At 51.7% G+C, this 12,484-nt stretch carries 11 protein-coding genes; 4 read left to right on the top strand and 7 right to left on the bottom strand.

Going from position 1 to position 12,484, the window contains the following annotated elements; genetic code table 11:
* Window positions 1-14: 14 nt before the first annotated feature.
* Window positions 15-1,094 carry an A/G-specific adenine glycosylase gene (gene mutY, locus HQN79_RS11190; RefSeq protein WP_173286565.1) on the bottom strand — a complete coding sequence of 360 codons (1,080 nt, stop codon included), beginning with the start codon at window positions 1,092-1,094 and terminating at the stop codon, window positions 15-17.
* 83 nt (window positions 1,095-1,177) lie between these two features.
* Here mutY and trmB point away from each other — a divergent pair, with 83 nt between their 5' ends.
* Window positions 1,178-1,924 (top strand): tRNA (guanosine(46)-N7)-methyltransferase TrmB, encoded by a 747-nt coding sequence (gene trmB, locus HQN79_RS11195; RefSeq protein ID WP_173286567.1) that lies wholly within the window; start codon window positions 1,178-1,180, stop codon window positions 1,922-1,924.
* A 51-nt stretch (window positions 1,925-1,975) separates the two neighbouring features.
* On the opposite strand, the gene HQN79_RS11200 is transcribed toward trmB, so the two are convergent.
* From HQN79_RS11200 to rph, 6 genes are all read right to left on the bottom strand, one after another.
* Window positions 1,976-3,136: an AsmA family protein gene (locus HQN79_RS11200; RefSeq protein WP_173286569.1), complete on the bottom strand. Its 1,161-nt coding sequence runs from the start codon at window positions 3,134-3,136 to the stop codon at window positions 1,976-1,978.
* A gap of 102 nt (window positions 3,137-3,238) precedes the next feature.
* Window positions 3,239-4,438, bottom strand: coding sequence for a hypothetical protein (locus HQN79_RS11205; protein WP_173286571.1), 1,200 nt, complete (start codon window positions 4,436-4,438; stop codon window positions 3,239-3,241).
* An 87-nt stretch (window positions 4,439-4,525) separates the two neighbouring features.
* The gene (hemW, locus tag HQN79_RS11210; RefSeq protein ID WP_238843376.1) at window positions 4,526-5,674 is read right to left on the bottom strand and encodes a radical SAM family heme chaperone HemW; all 1,149 of its coding nucleotides are present in this window, start codon (window positions 5,672-5,674) and stop codon (window positions 4,526-4,528) included.
* Between the two features lie 8 nt (window positions 5,675-5,682).
* Window positions 5,683-6,918 (bottom strand): multidrug effflux MFS transporter, encoded by a 1,236-nt coding sequence (locus HQN79_RS11215; protein WP_173286575.1) that lies wholly within the window; start codon window positions 6,916-6,918, stop codon window positions 5,683-5,685.
* Complete coding sequence (gene rdgB, locus HQN79_RS11220) at window positions 6,915-7,520, bottom strand: RdgB/HAM1 family non-canonical purine NTP pyrophosphatase (RefSeq protein ID WP_173286577.1); 606 nt, start codon at window positions 7,518-7,520, stop codon at window positions 6,915-6,917. Before rdgB ends, HQN79_RS11215 begins: the two co-directional genes overlap by 4 nt.
* An 18-nt stretch (window positions 7,521-7,538) precedes the next feature.
* A complete protein-coding gene (gene rph / locus HQN79_RS11225) occupies window positions 7,539-8,273 on the bottom strand; it encodes a ribonuclease PH (RefSeq protein WP_173286579.1) in 735 nt (244 codons plus the stop codon).
* 91 nt (window positions 8,274-8,364) lie between these two features.
* Between rph and HQN79_RS11230 the strand changes: the two genes are divergently transcribed.
* The 3 genes from HQN79_RS11230 to HQN79_RS11240 all read left to right on the top strand — a co-directional run bounded on the left by HQN79_RS11230 (window position 8,365) and on the right by HQN79_RS11240 (window position 12,472).
* The gene (locus HQN79_RS11230) at window positions 8,365-9,258 is read left to right on the top strand and encodes a YicC/YloC family endoribonuclease (protein WP_238843377.1); all 894 of its coding nucleotides are present in this window, start codon (window positions 8,365-8,367) and stop codon (window positions 9,256-9,258) included.
* Between the two features lie 240 nt (window positions 9,259-9,498).
* Window positions 9,499-9,714, top strand: a complete 216-nt coding sequence (locus tag HQN79_RS11235) for a hypothetical protein (RefSeq protein WP_173286582.1) — start codon at window positions 9,499-9,501, stop codon at window positions 9,712-9,714.
* 247 nt (window positions 9,715-9,961) lie between these two features.
* Window positions 9,962-12,472, top strand: coding sequence for a penicillin-binding protein 1A (locus HQN79_RS11240; RefSeq protein ID WP_238843378.1), 2,511 nt, complete (start codon window positions 9,962-9,964; stop codon window positions 12,470-12,472).
* The last annotated feature ends 12 nt before the right edge of the window (window positions 12,473-12,484 follow it).

A 12,484-nucleotide genomic window follows, 5' to 3' on the forward strand; every position in this document is an offset into this window, starting at 1 on the left:
TCCTAATTTAAAGCTTAGTAATTCTGCAGTTGCTCAACCAATTTCTGCACCGGAGCCGGCAGGCCGATTTTGTCCTGAGCCAGTTCTTCCAGCCTGACCCAGCGACCGACACCTCCGATCGGATAATCACCTTCCGTTTCACCGACCGCCGGTTTCTGCTGAGCGAAAACCGGCGTAATATCCAAGTGATAGTGCGAAAAGGTATGCCTGAATGGTTCCCATTTTAACAAACTTGTCTGCGAACCGAGTCGGCTTTGCGCTTTGTCTTCACATTCCTGCCAGCTTTGCAGCTCAGGAAAAGACCAAAGCCCTCCCCAGATCCCCTTTTGCGGCCGCTCCTCCAACCATAAACTGCCGTCGGATTTTTGCAGCATCACCAGATAGGTCTCCTTGATAGGCTTCTCTTTTTTCGGCTTTTTCCCCGGATAATCGGTGACAGTGCCAATCTGCAAGGCGCGACAGCCTTTGGCGACCGGACAGCTTTCACACTGCGGTTTGGAACGGGTACAAAGGGTTGCGCCGAGATCCATAATCGCCTGAGTATAATCGGCAAAACGCTCTGCCGGCGTATGCTCGTCAGCTTTGTGCCACAACCAATTTTCGGCCTGCTTCTCGCCCGGCCAGCTTTCCAGTGCATAGAAGCGTCCCAGAACCCGTTTAACATTGCCATCAAGAATCGGATGACGCTTCCCGAGCGCAATCGATAGAATTGCGCCCGCCGTAGAACGGCCGATGCCCGGCAACGCCATGACCTCTTCCAGAGTAACAGGAAATTCCCCGTCATACTGTTCCATAATCAGTTGCGCCGCCTTATGCAGATTGCGACCGCGCGCGTAATACCCCAAACCAGCCCAATGCGCCAGGACCGTTTCCTGCTCGGCGGCGGCGAGGTCCTGTACCGTCGGAAAACGCTGCATGAACTTTTCGTAATACGGTATCACCGTCGCGACCTGAGTCTGTTGCAACATGATTTCCGACACCCAGACACGATAAGGATTGATCGCTTTCTGCCACGGCAGGTCGTGACGGCCATAGACGTCAAACCATTCCAGTAAACGCTGGCTAAACGCCTGCGACTCAAATGCGTCAGTCAAATGTTTTCTCCCGTTTTCGGCTATACTATGCGGCAATTAAAACAGCGTTATTGTAAAGCACCTTTCTTTTAGGAATCAGAAAGATGAGCAAAGAGACTGAAAACCAAAACACCGAAACAGCCCCGCAACAGACGGCAGAAACTGCCAAGCCGGAAAAATACTCCACCCGCATCCGCAGTTTCGCCCTGCGTCAGGGTCGCCTGACCGCCTCGCAGGAAAAAGCCCTGAATGAACACTGGCCGGAATTCGGTCTGGAAGTAAAAAACGGCATGCTGGATTTTAGCGAAGTATTCGGTCGTCAGGCACCGACCATTGTCGAAATCGGTTTCGGCATGGGCAAGAGTCTGGCGGAAATGGCCGAGGCCAATCCGCACAACAACTACATTGGTGTCGAGGTGCACAAACCGGGTGTCGGCGCTTTGCTGAAACTGATCGAAGAAAAAAAGCTGAGCAATGTTCGCATCTTCAATCACGACGCCATCGAAGTGCTGGAGCAATGCATTCCAAAGGACTCGCTGGATGGCGTTTACCTGTTCTTCCCGGATCCTTGGCACAAGAAGCGCCATCACAAGCGCCGCATCGTCCAGCCGGCATTTGCCGCCACCATTGCCGAACACCTTAAAATCGGCGGCCAGTTCCATATGGCGACCGACTGGGAAAACTATTCGGAACATATGATGGAAGTCATGTCGGAAGCGCCCGCTTACCGCAATGTCAGCGGCAAGGGTCAATTCACCCCGCGCCCGGATTACCGCCCCCTGACCAAATTCGAACAGCGCGGCCACCGTCTCGGCCACGGCGTCTGGGATCTCATCTTCGAACGCGTTTAATCCTGCGAAATAAAAAAACCGCTTTTCAGCGGTTTTTTATTGGCGAAGTGTTTACTGCGCAGGCAGCGTTGATGTACTCGGCTTCTCCAGATAAGGTTCAATCAAGATCTCCTCGCCTACCCAGCTCCAGCGGAATTCTCCGTTCACCTTCTGCCATTTCGGGTCGTCTTTCTGCGCCAGAGGCAAAGCCAGATGTTTCGACCACAACGGCAGATCAATCTCTTTAGCTTTCAATTCACCGGTAATATCCAGTGCCGCACCGAAACGTCCGCTGAAATTGGTCTGCAGTTTACCGTTCAACCCTTCAAGATTAAGCTGCTCCATCTGCACTCGTTTCTGAGTCAGGTCGATTTTCATCGCCGAACCGGACGTCGTCAGATGCGCTTGCGGTACCGCAAACTCTTCCGGCAACGAAACCGTGACAACGCCCTGCCAGTCGGAAAACAGATAATTCTGCAACTTCTGGTCCATCTCGAAATTCGACGTTATGCGAAAATTCACCGTTCGTGGCGACAAGCTATGGTGATACTGAAAATCGCTGCGAACTTCGAATGGTTTATCAGCCTGAAGATTCAGCGCAAACAGATTCACCTTCTCCAGGTTCATTCGATAATTTTCTTGCTGCTCACTGAGATTAATACAGCCGTCACTGATCACCAGACTCTGCAGACTCCATGCATCCGTGTCGCTCTGCGCCGAAGCATTCGGTGTAAAGAACGCATTCAGCGGCAATGGTTGCACGCCGTTAGCGGAAACTTGTTGCTGAGCAGGTAACAGCGGCAGCAGATTCGACAGAGCCGGAAGATCCGACCAGTTATCCTGACCGTCGACGTTTCGCTGAAGGTTCAGCGTGGGGCCGACCAATTCGACACTTAGAATTTCCAGTTTCTTATGCAACAGCAGAGACCACATCGATAGTTCGACTTCGACACTTTTCATGCTGAATTGTGGCACTTTGGGATCGAAGCCCGGCGGTTGCGCCAGAGAGGCTTTACCGACCGAAAAAACAAACGGCATTACCGAAACGTCAATACTTCCCTCGATCTTGAAATTCCGACCGGTGTAGTCGGAGACCTCTTTTTCGATTTGTGGTTTATAACCGTTGAAATCGATAAAGTTGATCGCCCCCAAAAACGCCAGAAAGATTAACATCGGAATAATCGCCAGTATCAGTACCAGGCGTTTAAACCATTTCCTTGCCATTGCAGTCATACAGCCCTCATGTTCCTGTGTTTTTTATTAGATGCCGCTTTATTATGCCGAAAAAAAAGCCATGCAATGCATGGCTTTTTACGTTCAAGGAAGATTCAATCCTTAGAAACCGTAATAGACACCGATATTGGTGAAGAAACCGTGACCGTAGTCAGGTTTATCATTAATCAGGTCAGCTGTCTCGCCCTTGCCGGTTGAGCCTAGAGCAAAACGCGCCATCCAGTTTTTCTGATCGCTGAATCCGAAAGGCACATCCAGATTCATCTGACCGAAAATATTGGTGGTCGCATCCGCCGTTGAGATATCGTCCGCTTTATCCATATATTCCAGACCCAGCGTCGCGCTCATGGTGGCAAAACCGCCCAGATCGGCCAGGGTACGATTTACACCCAAAGAGTAGCTCTGATAAGGGTGCCATTTGGAATCTTCGCCCGCCAAAGCGCCTTCGATATAGTTGGTGTGCACACCCAGCTCGACACCGTATAGTTCGTTAATACGATAGTGGTATTTGAAAGCGCCGCCTTCGTTGCCGTTCAGCTGATAGGTGTCATAACCGATAAAGTGTTTCGCCGGCCCTTTTTTCTCGGCAACAGACGACTTGCGGTCATCCGATGCATTGAACTGATAACGCATGCCCAACAGGAAATGCACTGCAGTATTGCTCAGTTCGGTCGAACCGTTTTCCAGATCAATCTTGGCGTTTGGCGAATAGGTCAGTTTCACTTCTGGAACCAGCGCCCAGTTTTTGTTGATTTCAAACGACTTTTCCGCAGCAATCTGCATTGATGGCCCCGCTACCTGATAACCTTCGCCGATAGGAAGTGCCCCACCGCCTTGCGTGTAGGTTTCCGTGTTACGAACCGTAATCTGTGGATGCGCCAGAACGAAACCGGCACCGGCACGAACCGCGTAACCATCGCCGAGTTCACGCTTCAGGTTCAGATAGAACAGGTTGAAGCCGTCAGTAATTTCATAGTGCTGAACATCCGCAGGAAGGTCATCAATATAGATCTTCTGGTGAATATGTTCGAATTCCAAGGCATAGCCTTCCCAGTTGCCGTGCAGATTTTTACCGATCTTCACCGCGTAATAAGGAGGTGCCGTAAACGGTTTGGTCTTCAACTCGGCATCTTTGATTTCGATATCGCCACCGGTATCTTTAATCGTGACATCTTCATTCATGCTGATTGAACCGCCAAGAGAGCCGGTAAAATACCAGTCGCTCAATTCTTTTGCCTGAGCCGATCCGGCTGAAAATACAGCGATCCCCATCACCGCCGCCAATACTGTTTTAAGCTGCATACCCACCTCATTTACACTGCTGTTTCCCGCCTACCTGCAACTAACAAATAAGCAAAGACTTAAATAAAAACAAAATTTTAGCAAATTTTACAGAAACAAACTGACTACATTATTCAGATAGGTCTTACCGCTCTTAGTCAGGATCAATTTATTGTCCTGTATTTGCGCCCAATCATGCTGCTGCATGGTTTGCAGATGCGGCTGTAAAACCGACAACTCCAACCCCGTATGCTGCGAAAACAGACTTAAGTCAAAACCCTCCTGCAAACGCAAGGCATTGAGCATAAATTCAAATAGCAGCTCGCCTTCGTCCACTTCGGTAGTGCGCCCCGGATTCGGTTGTTTCATAGTCTCAACATAGCCGCCGGGGGATGCCGGCATCTGAGTGCGCAGAACTCTGCCCTCGGGCGCCATGGTGATTTTACCGTGTGCTCCGGCGCCCAGGCCGATATAGTCGCCGAAGCGCCAGTAGTTCAGATTGTGCTGACACTGATGCCCCGGTTTGGCGTAGGCGGACACTTCATAATGCTGGTAGCCGGCTTCGGCAATCACTTCTTGACACGCTTGCTGCATCTCCCACGCGAGATCATCGTCCGGCAGAGGCGGCGGCTGTTTATAAAATGGCGTATTCGGTTCCAGCGTCAACTGATAATGCGATAGATGCGGCGGCTCGAAATCCAGCGCCTGCCGGACATCCTCAATTGCCTGCTGCAAGGACTGCTGCGGGAGCGCAAACATCAGATCGAGGTTAAAGTTGTCGAAACCGGCGTCTTTGGCCGCTTGAATCGCTTTCTTCGCTTCCTGCGAAGAGTGGATCCGCCCGAGCGCCTTGAGTTTATCGTCGGCAAAACTCTGTATCCCCATTGATAATCGGTTGATCCCAGCCTGACGGAACATGGCGAATTTCCGGTAATCGACCGTTCCCGGATTGGCTTCCAGCGTTATCTCGATCTGCGGCGAGAAACCGAGCAAAGCTCTGGCCTGAGACATAAACTCGTTAATACCCGCTTCGGAAAACAAACTTGGTGTCCCCCCGCCGAAAAAGATGCTGCGGATCGGTCGCCCCCAGATCATCGGCAAAGTCTGCTCCAACTGGCGCAACAGGGACTGGACATACTGCGCTTCATCAATCTCCTGCTTGAGGGTGTGTGAATTGAAATCGCAATAAGGGCACTTTTCGATACACCACGGATAATGTACATAAAGGCTCAAAGGAAGCGGCTGGGTAAAATTCAAATTTCCTCCTAAGAATTCTGCGAGGCGACAATGGGTTCGAAACTCGAATGCGTCTTCAACCATCGCCAGATAACGAAGGCGCTCAACAGCATCAACGCTTGAGACACCGCCATCATGAACAGACTGTCGTGTACTACCGGAACAATCAGCGAAGTCACCAACCCTGCCGTCCCCATCTGAACCAGACTTTGCAGCGAAGCCGCCATACCGCGTTTATCCGGCAAGCAATCCAGACCGAAAACCGTCAGGCCGGGATTGGCCAAAGCGAAGCCGACGGCATATACACTCAAGGGCGCGATTACCCAGAACGCCTCCTGCATTGACAGACTCTGTAGCGCGACATTCAGCGCAATGGCGAACAACGCCAATATAAACGCCAGATTGACCATCGACACCGCAGTAATACGATGGGCCAAACGATGCGACAGCCAGGATCCCAGAAGAATACCACTGACCATCGGAAGGAACAGAATCCAGAAATCCTGTTCCTGCAGATGCAGGTGATCGAAAATCAGACTGGCCGAAGAGGCGACATAGATAAAAAAGCCGCCGATCAACAGCCCCTGAACGATGACCAGACGCAAAAACAGAGGATGACGCAGACTGTGCACATAAGAGCGCATCAGAAAATGCGGATGTATCGACTGCACCGACTCCGGAGCCTGCGTTTCCGGTATTTTCACCAAAAAAATAGGCAAAATCAGCAGAGCAAAAGCGGCGAGGAAATAGAACACCGAACGCCAACCGAGGTGGGCATCCAGCCAACCGCCGATAATCGGCGCCAGCGCCGGTGCCAGAGTAAACAGCATCATCACGACGGCCAATGCTTTCTGCGCTTCGGGGCCGCGGAAAAAGTCACGGATCATCGCCCGGCTGGCCACCACACTGCCAGCCGCCATTACGCCCTGCAACGCGCGACCAATTAACAACCAAAAGTAATCTTCGGCCAGGGCGCACAACAGCGCGGCCATAAGATATCCAAGCAAACTCAGCAGCACCACACGTCGGCGTCCGAAACGGTCGGCCAGCGGCCCCCAGAGCAGTGTAGAAACAGCAAAAAACGCCAGATAAACCGACAGGCTCTGCGTCAGCCACTCGCGACTAACGCCCAGTTCGGCTTCAATTGCCGGAAAGGAAGGCAGATAGGTATCAATCGAAAAAGGCGCCAGCATACTGATTAAGGCCACCAGAGTGATCAGCCACCAGGGCGACAGCACGCTATGCCGGGCCTGCATCGACATCATGCGCCTCGTCTTAACTGCATCAAGAGCGCATTCAACGCCTGAGCGCGATGACTGATCTGATTTTTCTGCTCTTTCGGCAACTCGGCCGCGCTTTTACCGAGCTCTTCGACCCAGAAAATCGGATCATAGCCGAAGCCACCTTCGCCGCGCTTGGCACGTAGAATTTCACCATACCAGCGCCCCAAACCGACAATCGGCGTCGGGTCTTCGGCGTGATCCACATACACCATGGCGCAGTAATAACTCGCTTGACGCGCATTGTCCGGAACACCTTCAAGTTCTTTCAGCAGCTTCTGCAAATTGCTTTCATCACTGACCTGATCGACCTCGTCGGCCGAATAACGCGCCGAATAAATTCCCGGCCGTCCTTTCAGAGCATGCACCTCAATTCCGGAATCGTCGGCGATCGCCGGCAATCCCGTTTTCTGCGCGGCAAAGCGCGCTTTTAGAATGGCATTTTCGATAAAACTCAAGCCGGTTTCTTCGGCCTCTTCACTGAAAAACTCGCTCTGCGCATGAACCTCCCAGCCATAAGGGGCCAGAATATCGCTCATCTCCTTGAGTTTTCCGCGGTTGCCGCTGGCTAAAACGATTTTTTGCATTTCCCGAGCCTCTCTTTTTTACTCGGCAAGCGCCTGACGCTGAATTTCAGTCAATTCGGCAACCCCTTTACGTCCCAGCTCAAGCATCGCCTGCAACTCGTCCATCGAGTAAGGCGCAGCTTCCGCCGTCCCCTGTACTTCGATAAAAGTGCCTTTATCGGTCATGACCAGATTCATATCGGTTTCCGCATTCGAGTCTTCAGCATAGTCCAGATCCAGCACCGGCGTCCCCTGATAGACACCGACCGAGATCGAAGCGACTTGCTGGATAATCGGGTTTTCGGCAAGCAATCCTCTTTCGATAAGATGCTCAATCGCAATCGACAGGGCAACAAATCCGCCGGTGATCGACGCGGTGCGCGTCCCGCCGTCGGCCTGGATGACATCGCAGTCGATGTGAATGGTGCGCTCGCCCAGACGGGTCAGATCGACCGCCGCGCGCAACGAACGTCCGATCAGGCGTTGGATTTCCTGAGTGCGCCCGCCCTGTTTGCCGGCGCTGGCTTCACGGCGCATACGCGTCCCAGTGGAACGCGGCAACATGCCGTACTCGGCGGTAACCCAGCCTTGCCCCTGCCCACGCAGAAAAGGCGGTACTTTTTCCTCGACACTGGCGGTACAGATCACCTGCGTATCACCGAACTCGATCAAAACCGAGCCCTCTGCATGTTTGGTAAAGTGCTTGGTAATTTTTACCGCGCGCAACTGATCGGCCGCGCGACCGCTCGGGCGAGACCCGTTTAAGTCCGTCATCCTGTATCCTTTTTGATCAAAACGTATAGAATGGCTGAATTATAAACGATTCCCTGCCACCTTATGGACGCAAACCCTGAAAGGAGTCTCAATGAATACGACCGCCAAAGTTTACAGCATGACAGCGTTTGCCCGCAGCCAACAGCTGTTGAACAGCGCGTATTATCAAGGCCAATTCAGCTGGGAGTTGCGCTCGGTCAACCAGCGCTATCTGGAAATCAATTTCCGCATGAACGACAGTCTGCGCCATCTGGAAATACCGATCCGCGACAAGCTCAAACAACACTTTTCACGCGGGAAAATTGACGTCAGCCTGAGCATTGCGACTCAAAGCGCGCAAGCGTTGATCATTAACCGGCAATTGCTCGGTTCACTGAATCAGGCGATCGGCGAAATTCAGCAACATCTTCCCGAAGCGACCCACGTCAATCCACTGGAACTTCTGCAATGGCCCGGAATTCTGCAGGAAAACAGTGACCGCGAACAACAGGAACAACTCGATCAAATCCTGCTCGAAGCGCTGGACGAAACCATCGCCGAACTCAAAGCGCACCGCGCCCGCGAAGGCGAAGCCTTAAAGTCGATGATTCTGCAAAGATGCGACCTGATAGAACAGCAACTGTTGGCTCTGCAACCTCTGATGCCGGAAATCCAGCAGTCTCAGGCCGATAAACTTCGTCAGCGACTGCTCCATCTGCAGGCACAAGTGGATGAACACAGACTGCATCAGGAGGTCGCTCTGCTAGCGCAGAAAACGGATGTGGCCGAAGAGCTTGATCGGTTACAGGTGCAGGTGAATGAAATACGCCATGTGCTGGAAAGCGGGCAGCCGATCGGACGCCGACTGGATTTTCTGATGCAGGAGCTCAACCGCGAAGCCAATACCCTCGGCTCGAAGTCGGTGGATGTCCGTACCTCGCAAGCCAGCGTAGAGCTGAAAGTCTTAATCGAACAGATGCGCGAACAAGTGCAGAATATCGAATAGCTTTTCAATCGCCAAAACCGCTACAGACACCCCATTCAGGCGATGCCAGAAATAATCGCACAACATTTCTTATGGCCTGACATAACAAGGACTTATTCTCACTCCCCTTTCCTTTGGTCTACAAAGAAAGAGGCAAATAGAAACTTACCTCAAATCAATCCGAATGATTGAAATTTACCCCTAACAGCAGTATAGTTTCGCTGCGTAATAAATATATTTCTTACTGAGGCGCAGGAAATTATGAGTAACTTAATGAAAATGCTACTGGTTTTGGCCATCACAGTAGTCATTCCTCTAGCGGTTCTACTTGGTATTTGGGCAGATATTCTTCCTCAATCACTACAGGTAGCTATCGGGCTTGCAGGCGTTGTTCTCGCAATCGTGTATATCGTAGGCGGGAACCTAGCCCTAATGTGGAGCGACATAAAAACAGGTCGTTATTCTAAAAAATCCTGATTCAGGATACGGAATAAACCACATCAAAACCGGCTCTAAGCCGGTTTTTTTTATGCGCAAAGCGCCCCGCATATCGCCATCCTTCTTCCATAATTTCTCCCCATTCCGTAAAGATAAAAAGCTATAATCAGAGTCAAAATTTTCATTATTGACCTTGATCGCAAACGATCTAAAAACAACATAAAAACCTGGCCAAAAGTGACCGAAAAACACACAGCAGGCAGGGATATAGAATTTCGAGTAAAGAATGAGCGAATCTAAACCGCAAATCACCTCTGACAATGAAATGCCGTCCGTGGGCTCGGCCAAAGAAATTATGGGGGCAGACTCGGACACTTCCTCTCCGGAACAGCCTTCCGAGAATAAACCGTCCCCCGAAAAACCGCCTAAAAAATCTTCCGGACGCCGCCTGTTTAAATGGTTTGTCTGGTTCAATTTTGTCGGTGCATTTTTCGCAATCCCTCTCGCGGCCGGACTTTTCTACTACCTGACCATCTACCCGACTCTGCCGGAAGTCAGTGAACTTAAAGAAGTCTCCTATCAGGTGCCTCTGCGCATTGAAACGCAGGACGGCAAACTGATTACCGAAATCGGCACCAAGAAACGCGTTCCTCTCGAGTATCCGGAAATTCCCGAACGCATGACGCAGGCGATTATCGCCGCCGAGGATGAAAGTTTCTTCGAACACAACGGTGTCGATTTCAAAGGACTGGGACGCGCCGTTTATCAACTGGTCACTACCGGCGAAAAGAAATCCGGCGGCTCGACAATTACCATGCAGGTGGCGCGTAACTTCTTCCTTTCCAAAGAGAAGACCTATCTGCGTAAACTGAATGAGATCATTCTGTCCTATAAAATCGAAAACGAACTGTCTAAACAGGAAATTCTCGCTCTGTATCTGAACAAGATTTTCCTTGGTTACCGCTCCTACGGCGTTGCCGCTGCGGCTCAGACGTACTACGGAAAACCGATTGCCGAATTAAGTCTGGACGAGTTTGCGATGATTGCCGGTTTGCCGAAAGCGCCATCGGCCTATAACCCGATTCGCGATGCGGAAAGAGCTAAATTGCGCCGAAACTATGTTCTGCGTCGCATGAACGAATTAAACTTCATTACCGAGCAGGAAATGCAAGAAGCGCTCGCGGTCGAGGTTCATGCCGAGCTGCACGGCCCGATCATTGAAGTCGAAGCGGACTATGTTGCCGAACAGGCGCGCGCCTTTGCTCTGGAAAAATTCGGCGAAGAAGCCTTGCAGAACGGTCTGACCATTGTGACCACTCTGGACAGTCGTCTGCAACAGCAGGCAACCACCTCGATCCGCCACGGGTTGCAGGAATACGAACGTCGTCACGGCTATCGCGGAGCCATTGAGCAAATTGACCTTGCGGAATTTCAGGAGGATCTTCCGGCCTTAATCACTAAACTTGAGGAAATCAGCAACTACGGTGACTTGCTGGTTGGTGTGGTCACCGGCTTCAACAAGCAAGGTACAGACGTTCTTCTGGAAACCGAAGAAGCCGTTCAGATAGACTTTAAAACAATGGAATGGGCATCACCCTATATCGACGTCAATCGCAAGGGGAAAGGCCCGAAATCGGCCAAAGACGTACTTAAGGTCGGCGATGTAATTTATGTCCAGAAACTGGATGACCAGTGGCAACTGGCCCAAGATCCGCAGGTTGAGTCCTCGCTGATTTCCATGGACACGCACAGCGGTCGAATTCTGGCGATGGTCGGCGGTTACGACTATTTCCGCAGTAAATTCAACCGCGCCACGCAGGGTAAACGTCAGGTCGGTTCCAATATCAAACCGTTCCTGTACTCGGCGGCACTGAACAGCGGCATGAGCGCTGCCAGCACGGTAAACGACGCACCGGTGGTCTTCCACGATCGCAACCTGGAAGACTACTGGCGTCCTGAAAACTACTCCGGCCAATATTACGGCCCGACCCGTCTGCGCAAAGCGCTGGCTTTGTCGCGCAATCTGGTCTCGATCCGCCTTCTGCAACAGATCGGGATTAACAATGCAGTCGACTATTTCCAGCGTTTTGACTTCCCTCAGAGTGAAATCAATGCGCATAAAGACCTCTCTCTGGCTCTGGGAAGCGTCGAACTTACGCCGCAGGAAGTTGCCCGTGGCTATGCGGCTTTCTCTAACGGCGGTTTCCTGATTACCCCTTACCTGATCGACGAAGTGCGCGACTTCAACGGCGATACTCTGTATCAGGCCGAACCGAACAGAGTCTGTAACGAACCGAACTGCCTGAGCGAAAATACCCCTCCACGCATTATCGAAGAACGCAACGCTTACATTATGACCAGCATAATGCAGGATGTTATTCACTACGGTTCCGGTAAGCGCGCACGCGCGTTGAAACGCGAAGATATTGCCGGTAAAACCGGAACTACCAACGATCAGAAAGACGCCTGGTTCTCCGGCTTCAATCCGAATATCGTCACTACGGTCTGGGTCGGTTTCGACCAGCCATCAACCTTGGGACGCTATGAAGTCGGTGGCCGCGCTGCACTGCCGATCTGGATGGAATATATGAGCGAAGCGCTGAAAGATCAGCCGAACGAACCTTTCAGCATGCCTCAGGGCATCGTCGAAGTACCGATTAATAAGGATACCGGTCTGGCGGTACCGCACGGCACTCCGGATGCCTTATACGAGATATTCCGCGAAGAGAACGCACCGGAAGTCCCGAAAATCTCGCAACAACAGATCGAATCGATCACCGAAGAGTTATTCGATTAGGGCGTCGCGACG

It is taken from the genome of Thiomicrorhabdus xiamenensis (assembly GCF_013282625.1).
GTDB classification, from domain to species: Bacteria; Pseudomonadota; Gammaproteobacteria; order Thiomicrospirales; family Thiomicrospiraceae; genus Thiomicrorhabdus; species Thiomicrorhabdus xiamenensis.

What these genes read in the sequence shown, in the direction of transcription:
- trmB (WP_173286567.1), top strand. Translation starts at nt 1,178, where the DNA reads ATGAGCAAAGAGACTGAAAACCAAAACACCGAAACAGCCCCGCAACAG.
- HQN79_RS11240 (WP_238843378.1), top strand. Translation starts at nt 9,962, where the DNA reads ATGAGCGAATCTAAACCGCAAATCACCTCTGACAATGAAATGCCGTCC.
- HQN79_RS11205 (WP_173286571.1), bottom strand. Translation starts at nt 4,438, where the DNA reads ATGCAGCTTAAAACAGTATTGGCGGCGGTGATGGGGATCGCTGTATTT.
- rph (WP_173286579.1), bottom strand. Translation starts at nt 8,273, where the DNA reads ATGACGGACTTAAACGGGTCTCGCCCGAGCGGTCGCGCGGCCGATCAG.
- HQN79_RS11215 (WP_173286575.1), bottom strand. Translation starts at nt 6,918, where the DNA reads ATGATGTCGATGCAGGCCCGGCATAGCGTGCTGTCGCCCTGGTGGCTG.
- HQN79_RS11200 (WP_173286569.1), bottom strand. Translation starts at nt 3,136, where the DNA reads ATGACTGCAATGGCAAGGAAATGGTTTAAACGCCTGGTACTGATACTG.
- HQN79_RS11230 (WP_238843377.1), top strand. Translation starts at nt 8,365, where the DNA reads ATGAATACGACCGCCAAAGTTTACAGCATGACAGCGTTTGCCCGCAGC.
- HQN79_RS11235 (WP_173286582.1), top strand. Translation starts at nt 9,499, where the DNA reads ATGAGTAACTTAATGAAAATGCTACTGGTTTTGGCCATCACAGTAGTC.
- rdgB (WP_173286577.1), bottom strand. Translation starts at nt 7,520, where the DNA reads ATGCAAAAAATCGTTTTAGCCAGCGGCAACCGCGGAAAACTCAAGGAG.